This is a genomic window from Azotobacter vinelandii CA (assembly GCF_000380335.1).
Taxonomy (GTDB): Bacteria; Pseudomonadota; Gammaproteobacteria; order Pseudomonadales; family Pseudomonadaceae; genus Azotobacter; species Azotobacter vinelandii.
In genome coordinates this window covers 5,076,895-5,098,360 of record NC_021149.1, presented here as the reverse complement: position 1 = coordinate 5,098,360, position 21,466 = coordinate 5,076,895, and the positions used below count along the sequence as shown (strand labels likewise).

The 21,466-nt window shown below is 66.4% G+C and carries 19 protein-coding genes; 3 read left to right on the top strand and 16 right to left on the bottom strand.

Features of this window, described 5'->3' with window-relative positions; translation table 11 throughout:
• The first annotated feature begins 667 nt into the window (after positions 1-667).
• Positions 668-1,909: a maltoporin gene (locus AVCA_RS22965; RefSeq protein ID WP_012703470.1), complete on the top strand. Its 1,242-nt coding sequence runs from the start codon at positions 668-670 to the stop codon at positions 1,907-1,909.
• Positions 1,910-2,039: 130 nt separating this feature from the next.
• Here the strand turns inward: AVCA_RS22965 and AVCA_RS22960 are convergent, their stop codons facing one another.
• The 5 genes from AVCA_RS22960 to AVCA_RS22940 form a co-directional block, all read right to left on the bottom strand.
• Positions 2,040-3,209 (bottom strand): Gfo/Idh/MocA family protein, encoded by a 1,170-nt coding sequence (locus tag AVCA_RS22960; protein ID WP_012703469.1) that lies wholly within the window; start codon positions 3,207-3,209, stop codon positions 2,040-2,042.
• Between the two features lie 22 nt (positions 3,210-3,231).
• Positions 3,232-4,155: a TIM barrel protein gene (locus AVCA_RS22955; RefSeq protein WP_012703468.1), complete on the bottom strand. Its 924-nt coding sequence runs from the start codon at positions 4,153-4,155 to the stop codon at positions 3,232-3,234.
• A gap of 395 nt (positions 4,156-4,550) precedes the next feature.
• Positions 4,551-4,946, bottom strand: a complete 396-nt coding sequence (locus tag AVCA_RS22950) for a HepT-like ribonuclease domain-containing protein (protein ID WP_012703467.1) — start codon at positions 4,944-4,946, stop codon at positions 4,551-4,553.
• Positions 4,943-5,233: a nucleotidyltransferase family protein gene (locus AVCA_RS22945; RefSeq protein ID WP_012703466.1), complete on the bottom strand. Its 291-nt coding sequence runs from the start codon at positions 5,231-5,233 to the stop codon at positions 4,943-4,945. The genes AVCA_RS22950 and AVCA_RS22945 overlap by 4 nt, the downstream gene beginning before the upstream one ends.
• A gap of 133 nt (positions 5,234-5,366) precedes the next feature.
• On the bottom strand, positions 5,367-6,419 hold the full coding sequence (locus tag AVCA_RS22940; RefSeq protein ID WP_175555971.1) for a LacI family DNA-binding transcriptional regulator: 1,053 nt from the start codon (positions 6,417-6,419) through the stop codon (positions 5,367-5,369).
• 678 nt (positions 6,420-7,097) lie between these two features.
• Between AVCA_RS22940 and AVCA_RS22935 the strand changes: the two genes are divergently transcribed.
• Positions 7,098-8,330: a maltoporin gene (locus AVCA_RS22935; RefSeq protein ID WP_012703464.1), complete on the top strand. Its 1,233-nt coding sequence runs from the start codon at positions 7,098-7,100 to the stop codon at positions 8,328-8,330.
• A gap of 50 nt (positions 8,331-8,380) precedes the next feature.
• Here the strand turns inward: AVCA_RS22935 and maiA are convergent, their stop codons facing one another.
• From maiA to hppD, 4 genes are all read right to left on the bottom strand, one after another.
• The gene (gene maiA, locus AVCA_RS22930) at positions 8,381-9,040 is read right to left on the bottom strand and encodes a maleylacetoacetate isomerase (RefSeq protein WP_012703463.1); all 660 of its coding nucleotides are present in this window, start codon (positions 9,038-9,040) and stop codon (positions 8,381-8,383) included.
• Positions 9,037-10,371 (bottom strand): fumarylacetoacetase, encoded by a 1,335-nt coding sequence (gene fahA, locus AVCA_RS22925; protein WP_012703462.1) that lies wholly within the window; start codon positions 10,369-10,371, stop codon positions 9,037-9,039. The genes maiA and fahA overlap by 4 nt, the downstream gene beginning before the upstream one ends.
• Before the next feature lie 124 nt (positions 10,372-10,495).
• Positions 10,496-11,041, bottom strand: a complete 546-nt coding sequence (locus AVCA_RS22920; protein ID WP_012703461.1) for a VOC family protein — start codon at positions 11,039-11,041, stop codon at positions 10,496-10,498.
• A 24-nt stretch (positions 11,042-11,065) separates the two neighbouring features.
• The gene (hppD, locus tag AVCA_RS22915; RefSeq protein ID WP_012703460.1) at positions 11,066-12,103 is read right to left on the bottom strand and encodes a 4-hydroxyphenylpyruvate dioxygenase; all 1,038 of its coding nucleotides are present in this window, start codon (positions 12,101-12,103) and stop codon (positions 11,066-11,068) included.
• Between the two features lie 149 nt (positions 12,104-12,252).
• Here hppD and AVCA_RS22910 point away from each other — a divergent pair, with 149 nt between their 5' ends.
• Entirely contained in the window at positions 12,253-13,155 is a 903-nt protein-coding gene (locus AVCA_RS22910) for a LysR family transcriptional regulator (protein WP_012703459.1), read from the top strand.
• Between the two features lie 57 nt (positions 13,156-13,212).
• Here AVCA_RS22910 and AVCA_RS22905 read toward each other — a convergent pair whose 3' ends face one another.
• The 7 genes from AVCA_RS22905 to AVCA_RS22875 all read right to left on the bottom strand — a co-directional run bounded on the left by AVCA_RS22905 (position 13,213) and on the right by AVCA_RS22875 (position 21,457).
• On the bottom strand, positions 13,213-14,250 hold the full coding sequence (locus AVCA_RS22905) for a Gfo/Idh/MocA family protein (RefSeq protein WP_012703458.1): 1,038 nt from the start codon (positions 14,248-14,250) through the stop codon (positions 13,213-13,215).
• Between the two features lie 150 nt (positions 14,251-14,400).
• The gene (locus AVCA_RS22900) at positions 14,401-15,333 is read right to left on the bottom strand and encodes a sugar ABC transporter substrate-binding protein (RefSeq protein WP_012703457.1); all 933 of its coding nucleotides are present in this window, start codon (positions 15,331-15,333) and stop codon (positions 14,401-14,403) included.
• 188 nt (positions 15,334-15,521) lie between these two features.
• A complete protein-coding gene (locus AVCA_RS22895; RefSeq protein ID WP_012703456.1) occupies positions 15,522-16,448 on the bottom strand; it encodes a sugar ABC transporter substrate-binding protein in 927 nt (308 codons plus the stop codon).
• A 62-nt stretch (positions 16,449-16,510) separates the two neighbouring features.
• Positions 16,511-17,368: a sugar phosphate isomerase/epimerase family protein gene (locus AVCA_RS22890; protein WP_012703455.1), complete on the bottom strand. Its 858-nt coding sequence runs from the start codon at positions 17,366-17,368 to the stop codon at positions 16,511-16,513.
• Between the two features lie 76 nt (positions 17,369-17,444).
• A complete protein-coding gene (gene iolG / locus AVCA_RS22885; protein ID WP_012703454.1) occupies positions 17,445-18,461 on the bottom strand; it encodes a bifunctional inositol 2-dehydrogenase/D-chiro-inositol 1-dehydrogenase in 1,017 nt (338 codons plus the stop codon).
• A 73-nt stretch (positions 18,462-18,534) separates the two neighbouring features.
• Complete coding sequence (gene iolD / locus AVCA_RS22880) at positions 18,535-20,472, bottom strand: 3D-(3,5/4)-trihydroxycyclohexane-1,2-dione acylhydrolase (decyclizing) (protein WP_012703453.1); 1,938 nt, start codon at positions 20,470-20,472, stop codon at positions 18,535-18,537.
• A 142-nt stretch (positions 20,473-20,614) separates the two neighbouring features.
• The gene (locus AVCA_RS22875; RefSeq protein WP_012703452.1) at positions 20,615-21,457 is read right to left on the bottom strand and encodes a TIM barrel protein; all 843 of its coding nucleotides are present in this window, start codon (positions 21,455-21,457) and stop codon (positions 20,615-20,617) included.
• Between the last annotated feature and the right edge of the window lie 9 nt (positions 21,458-21,466).

Below are 21,466 nucleotides of genomic sequence, written 5' to 3'. Positions count from 1 at the left end.
GATAGCGGCGGCCTGGACTTCTCCCTCTCCCCTTCGTCTCGGCGGATGGAAAGAGGGGAATCCGGCGCTTCGGCCGACGCCCCTCTTCCGTCCGTCCCCGGATGGAAGAGGGAGAAGTCCGTGCATGTCGTCCGTTCCATGGATGCTGGAAACGTACCGTTCATTCGGATCGCGATTCTTGATTGCGACATTCCCCTCTCGGCTCCGAGTTCCGAAGTCGCTCGGGTTTGTCCGTAAAAGTTCCGGACTGTTTTCATCGATGCGATATCGATAATTCGATTCGCCCGGTCGTTTGTCGTCGAAGAACTTCCGTCCGGCTATCGGAATATTCGCCGGCGTGTCGTTTCGGATAAGGAGGGTGCAGGGAAAAGTTCGAAAATTCGTAATGACGAAGTTGCCGAGGTCTTCGGTACCTGTGACGGGCGCCGCGGATACAGGCATTCGCCGGGGCATGTTCGACATATCGCAAACTTCCATCCTAACGCGGGGCAACCTTGCCGGTGAGCACGCCCGGAGGTTCGCGTGCGCGCCGAACGGGTCCGGCCATTCGCTACAGAAGCCTGCGAACAGGGACAGCAGGTGTCGAGCGGTCGCCCGCCAGCATTGCCGCTGTCATGGGAGCAGTTCTCCAGTTCGTGGAAAACAATAAGAAAGTATTGGAGCGCACATGAAAAATAATTCTAGGTACAAGGCACTCTTCGCTCTGGGTGCCTGTTTCTCCTTGTCCTTTCCGGTCCAGGCCCTGAACTTCTCCGGTTATTACCGGCTCGGGGTCGGCGGCAATACCAAGGGCGGCACGCAATCCTGTTTCCAGTTGCCCGGCGCGCCGGCGAAATACCGGCTCGGCAACGAATGCGAACTCTGGAGCGAACTGACCTGGGACCACGATTTCCTCCAGCTCGCCGACGGTTCGACGCTCTCCGGCATGGCCATGGGCGGTTTCTACAACCCCATCGGGCACAAGCCGAAGTTCAAGGATTCCAACGAGCACGGCGGCGGCTCCTCGCGCATCCAGCAACTGTTCCTCGAATGGAAAGGCGCCGGGGTGCTCAACGGCGGCAACTTCTGGGTCGGACGCCGCTACTACAAGCGTAACGACATCCACATGACCGACTTCTACTACTGGAACCAGAGCGCCACCGGCTTCGGTTTCGACGAGGTGCCGATCGGCGACCTGCGCTACAGCTACGTCTTCTCGCGCAAGGACAATTACGATCAGGAACCCTACGTCAACCGCCACGACTTCAACGTCAACGGCTTCAAGACCAACCCCGGCGGCGAACTGCAGATAGGCGTCAGCTACCTGCAACGGCCGGACAGCCGGGACGCCCACAGCGGCTGGGCGGTGACCGCGCAGCACAAGCAGGCGGGTTTTCTCGGCGGCAAGTTCAACACCTTCGCCCTGCAATACGGCGAGGGGCCGGGCACGCGGCTGGGCTACACCGGCGATGCGAGCCTGGACAAGGAAAACAAGAGCTGGCGGGCGGTCGAGTACTTCGACTGGCAGACCACCGAGCGCTTCGGCGGGCAGTTCCAGTTGATCTACCAGAAGGACGTCCGCCCCGACGGCGACAACATGCGCTGGCTGTCGGTCGGCGTGCGGCCGGTGTACGCCTTCACCGAGACCTTCAAGGTCAGCGCCGAGATCGGCCACGACCAGATCAAGGCCACCGACGGCACCCGCAAGCTGACCAAGTTCACCATCGCGCCGACCTGGTCGCCGGGCGGTCCGGGCTTCTGGGCGCGGCCGGAACTGCGCGTCTTCTACACCTACGCGAGCTGGAACGAGGCGGCGCAGCGCGCGGCCACCGCGACGAATCCCGAGTCCGCGCTGTCCGAGACCGGCGCCTTCGGCACCGACCGCCACGGCGGCAACTTCGGCGTGCAGGTGGAGTATTGGTGGAAGTGACATCCGCGCTTCCCGCCGTCGCCCGCTCCGCTCCCGTGCGGGGTGGATGGCCGAAGCCATCCACCGGGCAGGCCATGCTGGAAAGTCGTCACGCGAGTTTTCCACCCTGCGCCGGACCGCCCGCCCCGCGTCAGTAATCCACCCAGACGCCGCCCCGGTCGGCGGACTGCACGCAGCGTTCGACCCAGCGCACGCCTTCGACGCCGGCGTGGATGTCCGGGTAGCGCAGGCCGGCCAGCAGGGCGCCGTCGCCCCGCTCGGTGGCGTCCATGGCCATGGCGAAGCGGTAATAGAGGTTGGACCAGGCCTCGAAGAGGCCTTCCGGGTGGCCGGCGCCGATACGGTCGTCGAGCAGGGCGCCGGGATGCAGGTAGCCCATGCCGCGCTCCAGCACCTGGACCGGCTGGCCCTGGATTTCGAAGGCGAGCTGGTTGGGGTGCTCGTCCCACCACTCCAGGCTGGCCCTGGAGCCTATCACGCGGATCTTCTGGCCGTGCATGGAGCCGGCGTTCACCGCGCTGGACCACACCAGGCCCATCGCGCCGCCTTCGTACTCCATCAGGGTATAGGCGTTGTCCTCCAGGGGCGCGCGGCTCTTGACGAAGCTCTGCCGGGAGCACATCAGGCGCTTGATCCTGAACTCCGGCAGCATCACCTCCGAGAGATACAGCGGGTGGGTGCCGACATCGCCCAGCACATAGCTCGGGCCGGCCAGGCGCGGGTCGACCCGCCACTTGGTCGCTTCGTTCTGTCCTTCGACCGGCGCGCTGTGGAAGCCGTGGGCGAACTGCATGTGCACCATGCGGATCTCGCCCAGCTCGCCGTCGGCGATCATCGCGCGGGCCTGTTCGATCAACTGGTGCCCCGCGTAGCCGTAGGTCACGCCCACGACCCGGTTGTTCGCCAGGGCGATCTCGCGCAGGGTTTCGGCCTCCTCCAGCGTGAAGCACAGGGGCTTCTCGCAGACGACATGCAGGCCGGCCTCCAGCGCCGCCCTGGTGATGGCGAAATGCGTGCCGTTCGGCGTCGCGACGGACACCGCCTGGATACCGTCCGGGCGCCGGGCCTCCTGTTCGAAGAGCGTCCGGTAGTCGGGATAGCAGCGCTGCGGATCGACGCCGAGCTGCACGCCGAATTCGCGGCCACGTCCGGGATCGATATCGAAGGCGCCGGCGACCAGCGCGAAGCTCTGGTCGCGCAGGGCGGCGGAGCGATGGATGTAGCCGATCTGGCTGTTGCGGCCGCCGCCGACCATGGCCCAGCGGATCGGCTGGGCGATACGTTTACTGCCGTTGATCATGTCATTCGTCCTTCGCAAGAAATCAGAAACCCACGCTGCCGAGGTAGGCGCGGCTCGCGGCGACATCCCGCAGGCTGCCGTCGGCATTGCGCGGATCGCGTTCCTGCTCGACGGTGATGTAGCCCTGGTAGCCGAGTTCCAGCAGCAGCCCGCGCAGCGCCGGGTAGTCGATCACCCCTCGTCCGATGGGGCACATGACGCCCCTGGCGCACGCCTCGAAGAAGGTGATGCGCTCGCCCAGCACTCGCTCGAAGACGGCCTGGTCGATGTCCTTGAAATGCAGGTAATCCAGGCGCCCGGCGTAGCGGCGCAGGGTTTCCGCCGGGTCCATGCCCGCGTAGTACAGGTGCCCGGTGTCCAGGCACAGGCCGGCCAGTTCGTCGGGGATGTCCCGCGCCAGCCGCTCCAGTTCGTCGGCGAACTCGATGTAGCCGCCCGCATGGGGATGGATCGTCGCCCGCACGCCGTATTTGTTCCAGGCGAGTTCGGCGATGGCGCGAATGTGCGCCATCATGCGTTGCCAGTTTTCCTCCGAAAGGCGCGGCGCGCGCTCCGGGTGCCCGGCGGCGTAGTCGCGTTCCTCGTGCCCCCAGTCGATCAGCACCAGGCAGGGCAGGCGAAAGCGCTGGCCCGGCTCCGGCTCGATGGGCGGCAGGCGCCTGAGCAGGGCGCAGATATCGTGGGTCTGCTTCAGCAGATTCGGCAGGTTCGCCGGGTCTACCAGGTCGTCGAAGATGGTGCCGGCGACCACGTGCAGGCCGCGCTCGGCCAGGGCGTCGCCGAGGACCTGTGCATCGAGGGGAAGATAGCCGTAGGGCCCGAGTTCGATGCCCCGGTAACCGGCCTGGGCGGCTTCGTCCAGAACCCGTCGCCAGGGCGGCAGGTGGGGATTTTTCACGTCGTCTACGCCCCAGCAGCAGGGGGCGGTCGATATGTGGATGGCCATGTGAGGCTCCGCGAGGATTGTTGTTGTGGCTGTCGGTGCGGCGTTGTTCCGCCCGGAGAAGATGCTAGGGGGACGGCCGGCGGCGCGGCCATAGCCCGACCGCGTTATGTGTCATAACCCGTCAAGCGGGGCGTATTGGCTTTCATTTCATGTCGGGAATGGGCGGGGTTGCGGCGGGGCGCAAGCGCTTCGGCATCCCGGCCCCGCGCGGCTGGAGATCGGCTACTCGAAAGGGATTCTTGAACTCGGGGGAAAGTCCCCATGGTTCGCCTGTGCGAACCATGGGGCGAGATATGAGGTCTGGCCTGCGACCGTATCGAAAGCTGACGCCTCAGCGGCCTTCAATCGGGCGCCAACACTACTTCACGTGCCAGTTCTACCCTGTCCGGTCCTGCTCACGATCGGTTGCTCGTCGTCCAGGCGCTATCGTTGCGTGACGGCTCTTCAGCGACTGCCTGCACTTGCCGATACAGACCTGGCAAGTCGCGCTGGATCGTCTTCCAGACGATTTCCAGATCGACCTTGAAGTAGCCATGCGCTATGGCATTGCGCATCTGGTAGGCAAACGCAAGAGGCAACTCCGGGTGTGTCGCTGCGAACTCGGGATAGTGCTTCGTGATGTTGTTGCTGGCCTCGCCAATGATCTCAAGGTTGCGAATCACCGCGTCCTGGGCCATTTGGTTTTCCAGGAACGTGACCTCGCTCATATCCTCGGTATAGCGGTCGATGCGCTCGATGGCTTCGAGGATATGCACCAGATAATCGGTCAGGCGTTGCCGGTCACGGCTCATACCGGCACTGCCTCCGCAAGCACTGCGCTCCGGAACTTCTCGGGCAACGCCTTCGGGGTCAACACATCCACCGGCACGCCGAGCAGTTGCAGCAACTCATGGCGAATCGCCCCGATGTCGAAAAGAGTGGTTTCCGGCGTTGGATCGATGAGGATGTCCAGGTCACTGTCCTCGGTGTCGTCACCGCGTGCGACGGAGCCGAAGACGCGGGCATTGCACGCACGGTGAGACGCCACCACGCGACGGATGACCTCTCGATTGGCTGCCAGAGCTACGGACGGTCTCATGCCATGCTCCCTGAAGGAATCCGCTTTCACGTTAGCTTGACAGCACTCGGCATCAAGAGAAAGGCGGCGAAAACGCCGTCCATATCGGCCATGAGGTGAAAGGGAGAAGTCGCGAGCGGGGTGGCGCCGCCCGTCAGACGCTTTCGGGAATATCGATCTGGATGGGCAGGATGCGCTTGGGCAGCGCGGACGTCGCTTCCCGGCCTGTCGCGGCCTCGACCAGCAGGTCCACCGCCGAGCGCGCCAGCTCGGCCAGCGGATGCGAGAGCACGACCTGCACGATCCCATCGTTCAGGGCGGCCCGCGTCACCGGCGTCAGGTCGTGGCAGACCACCACCGGCCGGGCGCCGCGCTGCTCGCGCAGGGCGCGCAGGACGCCCTCGATCCCGCCGCCGCCGACGTAGAGCCCGGCCAGGTCGGGCTGGCCGCTGAGCAGATCCAGGGTGTTCTCGTAGGCGAAGGTTTCGTCCTCCAGGGTCAGGCGCGGCGCCGGCAGTTCCCAGTCCTCGGAGTGCTCGCGCAGGAAACTGCGGAAGCTCAGTTCGCAGAGTTCCTGGCACTGGAAGCGCTGGCTGCCGACCATGAGCGCCACGGCCCCCGGCTGGCGGGCGAGCTGCGCGACGAACCAGGCGGCCGTGCGGCCCACGCGCCGGTTGTCCAGGCCGACGTAGCCCGCCCCGGTCGAGGCGGCCAGCTCGGAAACCAGCGCCGCCACCGGCAGGCTCGCCGCGCGCAGGGCGGTCGCCGCCTCGCGCACGGCCGGGTGGTCGGCGGCGACTATGCCCAGCGCGTCCACCTCGCCGCGCAGGGCCAGCATGCGCGCCGCGGTCGCCTCCGGGTCCAGGTTGTCCAGGTAGCCGATCGTCACCCGCACCTGGGCCCGGACGCAGGCCGCGGCGGCTTCGGCCAGTCCGTCGGCCAGCCCGCGGTAGAAGGCCGTGTTGCGTTTCCACAGCAGGAAGCCGAGGCGCACGGTCCGGCGCTGTTCCAGCAGGCGCTGCTCGATGACGCCGCGGCCATGGAAGCCCAGCCGCGCCGCCGCCTCGGCGATGCGCCGCGCGGTGTCGGCGCGCACGTTGGCGCGCAGGTTGATCACCCGGTCGACGGTCGACAGGCTCACGCCGGCGGCGCGGGCGACATCCTGCAGGGTAGGACGCCGGGGCGGAGGGCTGACGGGTTCAGGCATGAAATGAAAGCTCTTCTGCTGTCCTTGAGATGTTCTGACATATAACGCGGCCGGACTATAGCAGCCCAATTCCCTCCCCAATAGCATCTCTGGCGGATGAAACAGCGCCGATAGGGCACCTCTAAAAACGTGGGCGAGGCAGTCAGCGCAAGGCAAAAACAGGCGAAAAAGCGGAGTTTACGAGCTGTAAATGAGCATTTTGAGCCTGTTTTTAACGCAGCGATGACCACGCAGGTAGTTTTTAGATGTGCCCGATAGTCATAACAACAATCCCTCGGAGCTTTATATGACCCGCGAAATATCGACCGCGTCTTTTCCGTGGCATCCGAATGCCGATGTAAAGGTCTTTCCGTCCCCCTGGCGACCATTATTGCGGGACGGCCCGCTATTCATGCGTCGTTCGCCGGGGCGCTCCGTCGCCTGAATCCGGGAATACCCCGGAGGTCGGTTCGTTCATGTGGACGTGCGATTTCGCCTGGCATCCGCGCCGATGAGCGAGTCCGCCTGCGCCAGGCGGTCGCCCGTTGCGCCGCGACTTCGTCGATTGTTCGGCGAGTCGCCGGCGAGTATCCCGCGGGCCAGGAAATCGTCTTTTTCATTCGATATTCGCCGCCGACCACGGCGGTGCGATAGCGCTGTTCTCCATGTCGTGGAACAACAATAACAAGTAGAACGCACATGAAAAAAACTTCATCAGGGCAAGCACTGCTTTCGCTCGGTGCCGGTCTCTTATTGCCTTTATCCGCCCTGGCGGTGGATTTCAGCGGTTATTACCGTATCGGCGCCGGCGGTTCGAGCGAAGGCAATACCCAAGCCTGTTTCCAGTTGCCCGGCGCGCCGTCGAAATACCGGCTCGGCAACGAATGCGAGCAATACATCGAGTTCTTCTGGAACCAGCAGTTGGCCAGACTCGGCGACGGTTCGACCCTCGAGATCAACCTCGGCACGGCCCATTACGCGCCCTATGGCAGTTCGCCGAAATTCCACGACTCGAACGAGCCCGAAGGCGGCTGGTCGCGCTTCTCCCAGTGGTTCGTCGAGTGGAAGGGCGCCTCGCCGCTCAACGGCGGCAACTTCTGGGCCGGGCGGCTCTACTACAAGCGCAAGGACATCCACATGACCGACTTCTACTACTGGAACCAGAGCGCCACCGGCTTCGGTTTCGACGAAGTGCCGATCGGCGACCTGCGCTACAGCTACGTCTTCTCGCGCAAGGACAACTACTGGCAGAAGGATTACATCAACCGCCACGACGTCAACGTCAACGGTTTCAAGACCAATCCCGGCGGCGAGTTGCAACTGGGGGTCAGCTACCTGCAGCGGCCGGACAGCCGGGACGCCCACAGCGGCTGGGCAGTGAGCGCGGAACACAGGCAGAAGGGCTTTCTCGGCGGCAAGGCCAACGTCTTCGTCCTGCAATACGGCGAAGGACCGGGCACGGGCCTGGGCTACACCGGCGACGTGGGGCTGGACAAGGAAAACAAGAGCTGGCGCCTGGTCGAGCATTTCGACTGGCAGGTCACGGAGCGTTTCGGCGGACAGTTCCAGGCGATCTACCAGAAGGACGTTCGCCCCGACGGCGACAACATGCGCTGGCTGTCGCTCGGCGTGCGCCCGGTGTACGCCTTCACCGAGCACTTCAAGGTCAGCGCCGAGATCGGCCACGACCAGATCAAGGCCACCGACGGCACCCGCAAGTTGACCAAGTTCACCGTCGCGCCGACCTGGTCGCTGGCCGGGCCGGGCTACTGGGCGCGGCCGGAACTGCGTGTCTACTACACCTACGCCATCTGGAACGAAGCGGCGCAGCGCGCCGCCGGCCCCGGTTCCACGCTGTCCGAGACCGGCGCCTTCGGCGCCGACCGCCACGGCGGCAACTTCGGCGTGCAGGTGGAGCATTGGTGGAAGTAGGGCGGGCGGAAGCCGGGGGGCCACGCGGATGCCGGCAGCGTCCCTGGCTTTCATGACACGCTTCGGCCGAAGTCCGGCTGCCGCTCCCACTGTGCATCGGCGAAGGCCGGCAGGGCCATGCATTCGTCGAAGATGCCCATCAGCAGCGGCACGTGGTCGAGCCGCGCGTCGAAGCGCTGGGCGTTGAATATCTGCGGTATCAGGCACAGGTCGGCCAGGCTCGGCCGGTCGCCCTCGATGAAACGGCCGTGGGCGCCGCCGGCGCGGACCTGCGCTTCGAGCTGGGCCAGGCCGTCCGCCACCCAGTGGCGATACCAGGCGTTGCGGGTGCTCTCGTCGGCCGCCAGCTCGCGACCGAGGTAGCCGAGCACGCGCAGGTTGTTGAGCGGATGGATGTCGCAGGCGACGGCGAGGGCGGCGGCCCGCGCCCGCGCCCGCGCCGCCGGCTCGTGGGGCAGCAGGGGCGGCTCGGGGCGGGTTTCCTCCAGGTATTCGAGGATGGCCAGCGACTGCACCAGGCGCTGGCCGTCGATCTCCAGCACCGGCACCAGGGCGGCCGGGTTGACGGCGCGGAAGGCCGCGCCGAGTTGCTCGCCGCCGCGCAGGTCGACCGGCACGTACTCGTATTCCAGACCCTTGAGGTTGAGCGCGATGCGCACGCGGAACGAGGCCGAGGAACGGGCGGCGCTGTAGAGGCGGATCATGGTCATGGGCGTACCCCGCGGGCCGGCAGCACGCTGCCGGCGCAGTCGCCGAAGCCGATGCGCCGGGCGCCCGTGCGCTCGCAATGGCCGCGCAGGATCACCGTGTCGCCGTCCTCCAGGAAGGTGCGGGTCTCGCCGTTGGGCAGGGCGAGCGGCTGCTTGCCGCCCAGGGTCAGTTCCAGCAGCGAGCCGCCCTCGCCGGGCGCGGGGCCGGACTGGGTGCCGCTGCCGAGCAGGTCGCCCGGCTGCAGGTTGCAGCCGCCCACGGTGTGGTGGGCGAGCATCTGCGCCAGGGTCCAGTAGGCGTCGCGGAAGTTGCTTTCCATGAGCCTGTGCGGAGCCTCGCCGCGCTCGCGCATCGCCGCGCTCTGCAGCAGCACTTCGAAACGCAGGTCGAGGGCGCCGAAGTCGCGGTTGAAGGCGCTGTCGAGGTAGGGCAGCGGCTGCGGATCGTCGGCCGGTCGCGCGAAGGGGGCGCGGAACGGGGCCAGGGCGTCCATGGTCACCACCCAGGGGGAAATCGTGGTGGCGAAGTTCTTGGCCAGGAAGGGACCGAGCGGCTGGTATTCCCAGGCCTGGATGTCGCGCGCCGACCAGTCGTTGAGCAGCACGACGCCGAACAGGTGGTCCTCGGCCGCATCCATCGGCACCGGCTCGCCCAGGGCGTTGGCGCTGCCGACCAGCGCGCCGAGTTCCAGTTCGTAGTCGAGGCGGCGGCAGGGCACGAACTCGGGGCGCTCGGCGTCGGGCGCCTTCACCTGGCCGCGCGGACGCTGGAAGGTCTGGCCGGAGACGCCGATCGACGAGCTGCGGCCGTGGTAGCCGATGGGAATCCACTTGTAGTTGGGCAGCAGCGGGTTGTCCGGGCGGAACAGGCTGCCCACCGTGGTCGCGTGGTGGATGCCGGTGTAAAAGTCGGTGTAGTCGCCAATCCGGCACGGCAGGTCGTACTCCGCCTGGGCCTGGAGCAGCAGGGCGCCGGCGAGGTCGTTCTGGCGCGGGCTGCCGGCGCTCAGCGCCGTCGACAGGGCGGCGCGCACCCGGCGACGTAGCGCGGGGCCCAGGGCCATGAAGGCGTTGAGGTCGCCGGCGGCGAGCGGGGCGAGCGCCGTCCGCACTTCGTCGCTCCAGCCGCCGGCCGCGGCCGCGCGGGCCAGATCGAGAATCCAGTCGCCGATGGCCACGCCGATCCGCCAGGGCTCGTCGCTGCCGGCGCGGCGGAAGCGGCCATAGGGCAGGTTCTGGATCGGGAAGTCGGTGGCAGGGTCGTTGGCCGAGGCGACCCAGCTCTGCAGGGTCGGGTTGTGGGTGGCGTCGAGCAGCGGAGCGGTATTCATCTGTCGGTCTTCCTGTTGTTCTCGTGGGCCGGCAGCGATGCGCTACCGGCCGGCGCAAGGCAGGCGGCCGGGGCGGCCGCCCAAACACGAAAGCCGGCGGCCGGGCCGCCGGCACGCCTCCCGGTCAGTGGTCGGCGGAGAATTCCTTCTCGTGCAGGAAGGCCGCATGGCGCACGGTGCTGCGGGTGCGGCTCCATTCCTCGACCATCGGGCCGGCCAGCTCGTGCAGCTTCTCCAGCACGCCGGGTTCCACCGTATCGGCCGCCAGCTCGATGCGATGGCCGTTCGGATCGACGAAGTAGATCGACTGGAACAGCTCGTGGTTGGTCGGCCCGACTACCTCGATGCCCTGCGACCGCAGGCGCTCCCTGGTCGCCAGCAGGGTGTCCATGTCGGCCACCTTGAAGGCGATGTGCTGGACCCAGGCCGGGGTGTTCTCGTCGCGGCCCATCGGCGGCGAGTTGGGGATCTCGAAGAAGGCCAGCACGTTGCCGGCGCCCGCGTCGAGGAAGATGTGCATGTAGGGATCGGGTTCCTTGGTCGAGGGCACCCGGTCCTCGGAAATCGCCAGCATCAGGTCCATGCCGAGCGTTTCGCGGTAGAAGTCGATGGTCTGCTTCGCGTCGCGGCAGCGATAGGCCGCGTGATGGATACCTTGCAACAGGCTCATGGGATATCTCCTGGCTGACTCGGTTCAGATTACGCCGCGACGTTCCTGGTCCTTCTCGATGGAGCGGAACAGGGCGCCGAAGTTGCCTTCGCCGAAGCTCAGGTTGTTCTCGCGCTGGATGATCTCGACGAAGATCGGGCCGATGATGTTCTTGGTGAATATCTGTAGCAGATAGCCGTCCTGGTCGCCGTCGACCAGTACGTGGTGGGCGCGGATGCGCTCCTTGTCCTCGCGCACGTTGGGCAGGCGCTGGAACACGTTGTCGTAGTAGTTCGCGTCGATGTCGAGCATCTCGATCGGGCCGCCCTTCATGGCGTCCAGCGAGGCGAGGATGTCGTTGGTGCTGAAGGCCAGGTGCTGTACGCCCGGGCCGTTGTACTCGGCCAGGTACTCGGAGATCTGGTCCTTGTCGTCCTTCGGCTGGTTGATCGGGATGCAGAAGCTGCCGTCCGGCGAGCGCAGCGCATAGCTGGTCAGGCCGGTCTTCACGCCCTTGATGTCGAAGTAGCGCACTTCGGTGAAACCGAAGATCTCCTTGTAGAAGGCCCCCCACTGCTCCATCTGGCCTTGCGGCACGTTGTTGGTCAGGTGGTCGATCTCCAGGAAGCCTTTGTCCGGCTGGAGCCGGGCCTGCTCGTGGGGAACGAAGTCGGTTGCGTAGATCGAGCCCCTGGCGCCGAAACGCTCGATGAAATAGATCAGGCTGTCGCCGATGCCGTAGATGGCCGGGTAGGGCAGGTCGCAGTCCTTGGGATCGGCCGCGCGCGCGCCGCGACGGACGGCTTCCTGTCTGGCGAATGCGGCATCGTCGACACGCCAGCCCATGGAGCTGATCGACGGGCCGTGCAGTTTGGCGAAATGACCGGAGAAGCCTTCACGCTCGCCGTTCAGCAGGAAGTTGATGCCGTTCTGGTTGTAGATGCTGATGTCCAGCTTCGGGTGACGATACTTCTTCGAGAAGCCGAAGGCCCAGAACAGGGCGTCGAGCTGTTCGAGCGTCCCGCCGGTGAATTCGGTGAACTCGATGCCGCGCAGGCCGATGGGATTGTTCTTGTCGCTCATGTCGCATCTCCTTGGATGTCGGATCACTGCCGGAAGGGACTGGGGCAGCGCACGGTTGCGACTTTAGGTATTGATCTGCATCTAAAAAAGCGGAAATATCCGTCAGTGCCAATCTAAAAAATAGATGAAGTTGCCTGGGAGAATGCCCTGTGTCCATCGATCTCGAATCCCTGGCCGCGCTCGATGCGGTGGTGCGCCACGGTGGCTTCGGCCGCGCCGCCCAGCACCTGCACAAGGTGCAGTCGGCGGTCAGCTATCAGGTACGCAAGCTGGAAGAACAGCTCGGCCTGGCGCTGCTCGACCGCGAGGGCTATCGGGTGCGGCTCACCCCGGCCGGCGAGACGCTGCTGGCCGAGGGCCGCCGCCTGCTCGGGAATGCCGCGCGCTTCGAGGCGCTGGCCCGCCAGTTCACCGACGGCTGGGAGCCGCGCCTGCTGCTGGTGGCCGACGGCATCCTGTCGTTGGATGCGGTGCTCTCGGCGCTCAAGACCCTGGCCGACGAGCATGTGCCGACTCGCGTGCAGGTGAAGATCGAGTTCATGTTCGGCGTGCAGTACCGCTTCGAGAAGGAGCAGGCCGACCTGATGATCGTCAAGGACTACGAACCCGACCGCCAGTTGCACGCCGAGCCGCTGCCGGAGATCGAGTGCGTGCTCTGCACTTCGCCCGACCACCCGCTGGCCGCCGTCGGCGAAGTGGACCTGGCCCTGCTGCACGAGCACGTGGAGCTGACGGTGCAGGACTCCAGCGATCGCGGCGACGACCGTCACATGTTCGGCGGCGACCGGGTGTATTACCTCTCGGGTTTTTCCGCCAAGCAGCAGGCGCTGCACATGGGCCTGGGCTACGGCTGGATGCCGCTGTACATGGTGGCCGACGAACTGGCGCGCGGCGCACTGGTGGAGGTGCGCTACCGGGGCGGTTCGCGCTACCGCTTCACGCCGATGCTGGTGCAACGGCTGAACAAGCCGCTGGGACGGGCCGGGCGGCGCCTGGCGGAGCTGCTGAGGCTGGGGGTGCGGGTACGGATGGAGGGGATGGGCGCGCGCTAGGAGCCGGGGGCCGGGGTCCCCCGGCTCCCGTCGGGCGCTGGCGGATGCGGGGGCCGCTCAATCCCGTTCTTCGTTGAAGCGCACGCCGATCTGGCGGCGGACCTCGTCCATGGTGCTCAGGGTATCCAGCGTCGCCTGCAGCGGGCGGATCGGGGATTCGCGGAGTCCTTCGCCGACGCACCAGGCGAAGTGGATGGCTTCGTGGTAGAGCTGGTCGTAGCGGTTCTTCGGGTCCTCGAAGGTCAGGGTCCGGCTGCCGTCGCTGGCGGTCAGGGTGAAGGGGCCGGGATTGTAGAAGGGGCCGGGCAGCACCAGGGTGGCGTCCCGCCCGGCGATGGTCGCGGCGCAGGGGGTGTTGCTGAACAGCGTGGTGTTCAGCACGGCATGCATGCCGTTCCCATGCTCGAAGAGCATCGAGGTCTGGCCGTTGACCCGGCCGCCGGGCGCGGGCTGGCCGATGGCGATGACTTTCTTCGGCTTGCCGGCGACCTTGACGCTCAGGCCCACCAGGTAGCTGCCCAGATCCAGCATGGGGCCGCCGGCCAGGTCCGGGTTGAAGATGCGGTGATCGATGGTGAAGTGCTCGCCGTGATCGGCGATCAGCGAGTGGACATCGCCCAGCGCCCCGTCGGCCAGCAATTGGCTCAGCACATCGTATTTGGGCAGGAAATCGCACCACATGGCTTCCATGCACAGCAGGTTTCTGGCCCTGGCCCGCTCGCCCAGATCGGCCGCTTCCCGGGCGTTGAGCGCCAGCGGTTTTTCGATCAGCACATGCTTGCCGGCCTCGATGACCTTCAGTGCGTCGGGATAGTGGTGGTTGTGGGGCGTGGCGACATAGACCGCGTCCAGCCGATCCAGCGCCAGCATCTCCTGCACGTCGCCGAAGGCGCCGGGAATCGACCAGGTGCGCGCGAAATCGGCGGCCCGCTCACGCGAGCGGGAAGCGACGGCGACGATCTGCTGGCGGGTGTTTTCCCGCAGCGATTTGACGAAGCGTTCGGCGATCCAGCCGGGGCCGACGATGCCCCAGCGCAGGACGGGAACGGAGTCGGGATCGCGCAGGCGCGGCGTGGGAAGGGACGAAGGCAGCATCGTTGTTTTCCTCGAGTCGAGTGGTGTGGGGCGGCCGCCCCCTTCTCCCCGGCCCTCTCCACGGGGGAGAGGGGGAAAGCCGTGCGGGCGGCGCGGTCTTCTCCCCTCGCCCACTGCTGGGAGAGAGGCGGGGATGGGGGCGAACGGGTTCTAGCGTTTGTTCGCCATCTGGAACTCGCCGACGTTGTCCGCGGTGATCAGCCGGAAGGGGATCACCACGCGCTGCTCGATCGGCTGCTTGGCGGCCATCTTCAGCGCGGCGTCCAGTGCGCCTTCGGCCTGGGCCCTGGCGTCCTGGAACACCGATACCGCCAGCAGGCCGCGCTTGAGCGCGGTGAGTGCGTCGGGGGTGCCGTCGATGCCGCCGACCAGCACATCCTTCTGGCCGGACTGGCGCAGGGCCATGGCCGCGCCGATGCCCATCTCGTCGTTGTTGGCGAGGATGGCGTCCAGGTGCTGGCCGGCGAGCAGCCAGTTGCTGGTCAGGTCCATGCCCTTGTCGCGCAGCCAGAGGCCGGTCTGTTCCTCGACGACGGTGATCCCCGGGTACTTGGCCAGCACCTCCTTGAGGCCCTTGGTACGGCTGCGGGTGGCGTTCTGCGAGAGGTCGCCCATGAGGATGCCGATGCGCCCCTTGCCGCCCATCTTCTCGGCCATGTACTGCATCTGCAGGCGGCCGGCTTCGAGTTCGTCGGAGATCACGGTCGCCACGCCGGGCGGCAGCTTGGGATCGTCCGGCTCGCGGTTGAGGTACACCAGCGGAATGCCGGCCTTGACCGCCGCCTCGGTGATGCTGCGGGTGGCGGAGGTATCCACCGGCATGACGATGACGGCGTCGACCTTCTGGCTGATGAAGCTCTCCACCTGGCTGAGCTGCTTCACCACATCGTTGCGCGAGTCCTCGAACTGCACTTCCACGCCCTCGGCCTTGGCCCTGGCGGCCAGGTATTCGCGCACGTAGGTGATGTAGTTGTCGTCGAAGGTCGATATGACGGCGCCGATCTTCGGCCCGGCGAGCGCGGGGCCGGTCAGGCCGAGGGCGAGGGCGGTGGCGATCAGACGTTTTTTCGTGCGGGCGAACATGGTGACATCTCCTTTTTTATTGTTCTGTGTCTATCCGCGGGCGTTGCCCGTGCGGATGCGCCGGGCGTGGCATGGCCACGCGGCGCCCGGCCCCGAGGCGCGGGCGCTCCGGCATGAAGCGCTTGGCTTGGTCTGTGCGACGGGAAGGAGCCGGCACCGCGCGGGCGGCGACCGGACTCCCCGGTGGATCAGCGCGCGGTCGCCATCTGGAACTCGCCGACGTTGTCCTTGGTGATCAGCCGGTAGGGAATCACCAGGTGCTGCTCGACCGGCTGCTTGGCGACCATCTTCAGCGCGGCGTCCAGCGAACTCTCGGCCTGGCCCTTGGCGTCCTGGAACACCGATACCGCGAGCAGGCCGCGCTTGACCGCGGCGATGCCGTCGGGGGTGCCGTCGGTGCCGCCGACCAGCACGTCCTTCTGGCCGGACTGGCGCAGGGCCATGGCCGCGCCGATGCCCATCTCGTCGTTGTTGGAGAGGATGGCGTCCAGTTTCTGGCCGGCGAGCAGCCAGCTACTGGCCAGATCCATGCCCTTGTCGCGCATCCAGAGGCCGGTCTGTTCCTCGACGACGGTGATCTCCGGGTACTTGGCCAGCACTTCCTTGATGCCTTTGGTGCGGCTGTGGGTGGCATTGTTGGCCAGGTCGCCGAGGAGGATGCCGATGCTGCCCTTGCCGCCCATCTTGTCGGCCATGTACTGCATCTGCAGGCGGCCGGCCTCGAGGTCGTCGGAGGTCACGGTGACCACGCCGGACGGCAGTTTCGGATCGTCCGGCTTGCGGTTGATGTACACCAGCGGGATGCCGGCCTTGACCGCCGCGTCGGTGATGCTGCGGGTGGCGGCGGTGTCCACCGGCTGGACGATGAGGGCGTCGGCCTTCTGGCTGATGAAGCTCTCCACCTGGCTGAGCTGTTTCATCACGTCGTTGCGCGAGTCCTCGAACTGGATTTCCACGCCGTCGCTCTTGGCCTTGGCGGCCATGTATTCGCGCAGGTAGGTGTGGTAGTTGTTGTCGAAGGTCGACATGACGACGCCGACCGTCGGAGCGGCCAGGGCGGCGGTGCTGGCGATCAGGGACAGGGCGGCCGCGGCCAGACTTTTCTTGATGTGCATCGAATATCTCCGCTTGTTGTTGTTGTCGATTCGAAAGCGCTGTGTCCGATATCGGGCCGGGATCAGCCGAATTCCCGGCGCAGGCGTTCCAGCATGAAGCGGTTGGATTCGTCGGCGCGGTCCTCCCAGGCGAAGATCGCCACGGTGGCGATGCCGTCGAACTTCATCTCGCGCAGGGTGGAGAAGAACGTGTCCCACTTCACTTCGCCTTCGCCGATGTTCAGGTGCTGGTGAACGGTGGCGGTCACCCCCGGCGGGTTGACGATGTAGCGCAGGTTCGACGAAGCGCGGTGGTTGTAGGTGTCGGCGATGATCAGGTGGGTCAGGCGCTCGCCGGCATACTCCAGCATGGACTTGATGTCGCCCACGCCATCGTCGTAGAAGAAGGTGTGCGGCGCGGCGTACAGGTAGTTGACGAAGTCCTTGTCGAGGCCGCGGATGATGTCCACCGACTCGTTGTTGCGCTCGCAGAAGTCGTAGGGGTGGGCCTGGATGTCGAGCTTGATGCCTTCGCGCTCGAAGATCGGCAGCAGTTCTTCCATCGACTTGATGAATTGCTGCTCGCAGACCAGGGCGTTGTCGGACTGGCCGCTGAACTCGGTGTTCATCAGGTCGCAGTCCATCTCCACGGCGATCTGGATGGCGCGCTTCCAGTTGCGCACGGCGGCCTTGCGCATCTCCTCGTCGGGGCCGGCCCAGTGGTACAGCGGCAGCAGCGAGGACAACCTGACCCCGGTGTCGCTCAGGGCCTTCTTGAATTCCTTGATGCGCGCCTTGTCCACGCGCGGGTACTTGTAGAACGGCAGGAAGTCTTCGCGCGGCGACAGCTCGATGTACTCGTAGCCGAGCTCGGCGGTCTTGTCCACCATCTTCGGGATGGACAGGTTGCGGTACATGTAGGGGTCCAGGGCGATACGCATGTTCTGCTCTCCTTCGTGGTGGCGGGCCGGCCTGCCGGGGGAGGGCAGGCGGCTAGGGATGTCGTTGGGCTCGGGATCAGGCCGGGGCGTAGAAGGCCGGGCGCTCGGGCAGCACGATCGGTTCGACCTTGCCGCTGCCCTGCGCGGCCACGCAGGCGTCGGCGGTCACCGCCGCGGTGTAGCCGTCCCAGGCGGAGGGGCCGGTCAGCCGGCCGGCGCCGACCGCGTCGATGAAGTCCTGCAGCTCGACGTCGTAGGCGGCGATGAAGCGGTCCTTCCAGTCGACCAGGATCTCGTTGGAGAGCCTGGCTTCGCTGCGCAGTTGCACCGAGCTGGGTTCCGGCAGGCGGGCGATGCCGGTTTCGCCGACCACTTCGCACTGGATGTCGTAGCCGTACTGGCAGTTGACGAAGACCTCGACGTCGATGCGCGTGCCCTTGGCGGTCTCCAGCAGGACGATCTGCGGGTCCTTCAGGTGCGCCAGGGCCCTGGCGCTCTTGCGCGGGAAGATCACCTGGGCCGAGACGTAGTGGTCGTCGAGCAGCCAGCTCAGCACGTTGATCTCGTGGATCAGGGTGTCGGTGATCGCCATGTCGGTGGCGTAGGCCTGGCCGACCCGCGCGTTGCGGTGCGCGCAGTGCAGCATCAGCGGCTCGCCGATCCGCCCGCTGTCGATGACCGCCTTGAGGGCGCGGTAGCCCTGGTCGTAGGGACGCATGAAGCCGACCTGGACCAGGCGTTTGCCGAAGGCCGTTTCCGCATCGACGATGTTCTTGCAGCCCTGGGCGGTCACCGCCAGCGGCTTCTCGCAGAACACCGGCTTGCCGGCCTTGATCGCCGCCAGCACGAACTCTTCGTGGGTGGGGCCCCAGGAGGTCACCAGGATGGCCTCCACGTTGGCGGCGTTGATCAGCTCGTGGGCGTCGGCATAGACCTCCGCGCCGATGCCCAGATCGTTCACCACCTTCTTCGCCTGTTCCAGGTTGATGTCGTTGACCGCCACCACCTTCGCGCCCGACAGCGCGAAGCTGCAGCGACGGATATGGTCCTGGCCGATGGCGCCGGTGCCGATCACTCCGATGTTCAAGGTCATGATGGGTTGCTTCCTTCGATGGCTGTTGTTATTGGGAAAGTCGCGCGGGCGAGCCGCGCGGGACAGGCGAAAGTCAGTACTGCCGGGCCTTGGCGATGTTGTCCTCGAGCATCCGCGCGACCGCCGCGATGCGCTCGCTCTTCGAGACCCGGGCGCCACCGACCCGCCACCAGGACAGGTACTTGTGGATCATGGTCTTGGGCAGCACCTTGATGTCGATGAGGGTGGAAACGCTCTGCCGGCGGGCGTCTTCCAGCGCCGCATGCAGCTCGTCGAGGGTCTTCACCCGGTAGGTCTTGCAGCCGTAGGCCGCGGCGCTCATGGCGAAGTCGACCGGCACGAAGCCGCCGTCGAGCTTGCCGGTCTCCGGGTTGCGGTAGCGGAACTCGGTGCCGAAGCTGTCCATGCCGTGTTCCATCTGCAGGTTGTTGATGCAGCCGAAGGTCATGTTGTCCAAGAGGACGATGTTGATCTTGCGGCGCTCCTGGATGGAGGTGGGCAGCTCCGAGTGCAGCATCATGTAGGAGCCGTCGCCGACCAGGGTGTAGACCTCGCGCTCGGGCTCGGCCATTTTCACCCCGAGGGCGGCGTTCACCTCGTAGCCCATGCAGGAGTAGCCGTACTCCATGTGGTAGGTGTCGGTCCCCTTGCAACGCCAGATCCGCTGCAGGTCGCCCGGCAGGCTGCCGGAGGCGCCGACGATGATGGCGTCGTCGGCCAGGGTCCGGTTGAGCACGCCGAGCACCTGGCTCTGGGTCAGGCTGGAGCCGGTCAGTTCGATGAACTCTTCCAGCACGCTGCGCGGCAGGTGGTCGTCGATCTCCGGGACGAAGCCTTCGCCGCTGTATTCCACGGCGTAGACGCGGTCGACTTCCGCCTTCAGCCTGGCCTTGGCCTGCGCCGTCGCCTCGCCCCACTGGGCACGGTAGCCGCCGTGGCCGAGGGCTTCGCCGAGCGCCTCCAGGCCGGCCCGGGCGTCGGCCACCACCTGCACGGCGTCGAGCTTGTAGGCGTCGAAGGCGCTGACGTTGAGGTTGAGGAAGGCCACTTCGGGGTTCTGGAAGATCCACTTGGAGGCGGTGGTGAAGTCGGTGTAGCGGGTACCGACGCCGATCACCAGGTCGGCCTCCCTGGCCAGCAGGTTAGCCGCCAGGCAGCCGGTCTCGCCGATGCCGCCGACGTTCAGCGGGTGGGCGGAGACGATGGCGCTCTTGCCGGCCTGGGTCTCGGCGAAGGGAATCTCGAAACGCTCGGCGAAACGCTGCAACGCCTCGGCGGCGCCGGAGTATTTCACCCCGCCGCCGCAGATCAGCAGCGGCTTGCGCTTGCCCTTGAGCAGCGCCACGGCGTCGGCCAGCATGGCCGCGGTGGCCGGGCGGCGGTCGATGCGGTGCACCCGTTTGGCGAAGAAGTAGTCCGGGTAGTCGTAGGCCTCGCCTTGCACGTCCTGCGGCAGCGCCAGGGTCACCGCGCCGGTCTCGGCCGGATCGGTGAGCACGCGCATGGCGTTGATCGCCGCGCTCATCAGTTGTTCGGGGCGGCTGACGCGGTCCCAGTACTTGCTGACCGCCCGGAAGGCGTCGTTGGTGCTGATCGACAGGTCGTGGCTCTGCTCGATCTGCTGCAGCACCGGGTCGGGCTGGCGGGTGGCGTAGACGTCGCCCGGCAGCAGCAGCACGGGAATGCGGTTGGCGGTGGCGGTGGCGGCGGCGGTGATCATGTTCGCCGCGCCGGGGCCGACCGAGGAGGTGCAGGCGTAGATCTGCCGGCGCATCTTCTGCTTGGCGAAGCCGATGGCGGCGTGGACCATGCCCTGCTCGTTGCGGCCCTGGTGGACGATCAGCTCGCCCGGATCCTGCTCCAGCGCCTGCCCCAGGCCCAGCACGTTGCCGTGGCCGAAAATGGTGAAGATGCCTTTGACGAACTTGCTCTCGACACCGTCGACGCTGACGTATTGGTTGTCGAGGAATTTCACCAGGGCCTGGGCCATGGTCAGTCGTATCGTACTCATAGGTTCCCCTGCGATTCTTGTTCGGTGCTCGGAAATCGGACTCATGACCGGCGGTAGGGTGGAAAACCGCGCAGCGTTTTCCACCACCGCGACGGTGGGTAAGGCTGCGCCGTTACCCACCCTACGGATCGGCGCTTTTTCGTTACGCGGTGCAGCCTTCGGGGGGCGCGACGCGCGCCTGCAGGTGCTGCATGCTGTTCTGCAACGCCGGGCGGACCTCGGGCAGGGCGTGCACGCTGTCGGCGAAGGGCTCGAAGGAGAACGGACCGCGGTAGCCCAGCTCCAGCAGGCGGCGGATCTGCGCGGCGTTGCCGAGGATGTCGGCCTCGCCGACCAGCACGCGGTGGCCGTCGCGGATATCGGCCAGGGCGACCTGGCGGTCCTCGACCCCGGAGATGTGCACGATGCCGGTCAGCTCGGGGAAGAATTCCTGCTCGCCGGCCAGGTGGTGGTGGAAGGTGTCGTGGACCAGGCGGAACACGTCCAGTCCGCCGATGCCCTTGATCGCCTCCACGGCATCGTGCTTGCGGCGCAGCGCGCTGCTCTCGAAGCCCAGCGGTTCGACGAAGCCGAGCAGACCGTGCTCGCGCAGGATCGGCGCCAGCGCGGTCAGCGCGGTGCGCAGTCCCCGGACCCGCTCGGCGCGGTCGCGCGAATCGCTCGGGTCGTTCAGCGGGCAGAGCACCAGCCCCTCGGCGCCGCAGTCGCGGGCGTAGGCGGCGAGCTTCAGCGCCTTGGCGCGAAGCGCGTCGTTCCAGACGTCGAAGGGGTAGAGGGCGTTGATGCTCAGCACACGGATACCCTTGGCCCGGCACAGCTCGCGGACCCGCTCGGGCGGCGTGCCGTCCTCGATCTCGATGCCCTTGAGGTCGTTGCGCAGCTCGATGCTGTCGGCCTTCAGGGCGAGCGCCAGGTCGAGGAATTCGGCCAGCGGCAGGGACGGGGCGACGATGCGGTTCAGGGCGAAGGGAAGGGACGCGGTCATCTTGTTGTT

Bases quoted from the DNA above. Each gene is read 5' to 3' on its own strand.
- AVCA_RS22890 (WP_012703455.1), bottom strand. From the start codon at position 17,368: ATGCGTATCGCCCTGGACCCCTACATGTACCGCAACCTGTCCATCCCG.
- AVCA_RS22895 (WP_012703456.1), bottom strand. From the start codon at position 16,448: ATGCACATCAAGAAAAGTCTGGCCGCGGCCGCCCTGTCCCTGATCGCC.
- iolD (WP_012703453.1), bottom strand. From the start codon at position 20,472: ATGAGTACGATACGACTGACCATGGCCCAGGCCCTGGTGAAATTCCTC.
- fahA (WP_012703462.1), bottom strand. From the start codon at position 10,371: ATGAATACCGCTCCGCTGCTCGACGCCACCCACAACCCGACCCTGCAG.
- AVCA_RS22960 (WP_012703469.1), bottom strand. From the start codon at position 3,209: ATGATCAACGGCAGTAAACGTATCGCCCAGCCGATCCGCTGGGCCATG.
- AVCA_RS22965 (WP_012703470.1), top strand. From the start codon at position 668: ATGAAAAATAATTCTAGGTACAAGGCACTCTTCGCTCTGGGTGCCTGT.
- AVCA_RS22955 (WP_012703468.1), bottom strand. From the start codon at position 4,155: ATGGCCATCCACATATCGACCGCCCCCTGCTGCTGGGGCGTAGACGAC.
- AVCA_RS22905 (WP_012703458.1), bottom strand. From the start codon at position 14,250: ATGCTGCCTTCGTCCCTTCCCACGCCGCGCCTGCGCGATCCCGACTCC.
- AVCA_RS22875 (WP_012703452.1), bottom strand. From the start codon at position 21,457: ATGACCGCGTCCCTTCCCTTCGCCCTGAACCGCATCGTCGCCCCGTCC.
- AVCA_RS22940 (WP_175555971.1), bottom strand. From the start codon at position 6,419: ATGCCTGAACCCGTCAGCCCTCCGCCCCGGCGTCCTACCCTGCAGGAT.
- AVCA_RS22900 (WP_012703457.1), bottom strand. From the start codon at position 15,333: ATGTTCGCCCGCACGAAAAAACGTCTGATCGCCACCGCCCTCGCCCTC.
- maiA (WP_012703463.1), bottom strand. From the start codon at position 9,040: ATGACCATGATCCGCCTCTACAGCGCCGCCCGTTCCTCGGCCTCGTTC.
- AVCA_RS22945 (WP_012703466.1), bottom strand. From the start codon at position 5,233: ATGAGACCGTCCGTAGCTCTGGCAGCCAATCGAGAGGTCATCCGTCGC.
- AVCA_RS22935 (WP_012703464.1), top strand. From the start codon at position 7,098: ATGAAAAAAACTTCATCAGGGCAAGCACTGCTTTCGCTCGGTGCCGGT.
- AVCA_RS22920 (WP_012703461.1), bottom strand. From the start codon at position 11,041: ATGAGCCTGTTGCAAGGTATCCATCACGCGGCCTATCGCTGCCGCGAC.
- AVCA_RS22950 (WP_012703467.1), bottom strand. From the start codon at position 4,946: ATGAGCCGTGACCGGCAACGCCTGACCGATTATCTGGTGCATATCCTC.
- iolG (WP_012703454.1), bottom strand. From the start codon at position 18,461: ATGACCTTGAACATCGGAGTGATCGGCACCGGCGCCATCGGCCAGGAC.
- hppD (WP_012703460.1), bottom strand. From the start codon at position 12,103: ATGAGCGACAAGAACAATCCCATCGGCCTGCGCGGCATCGAGTTCACC.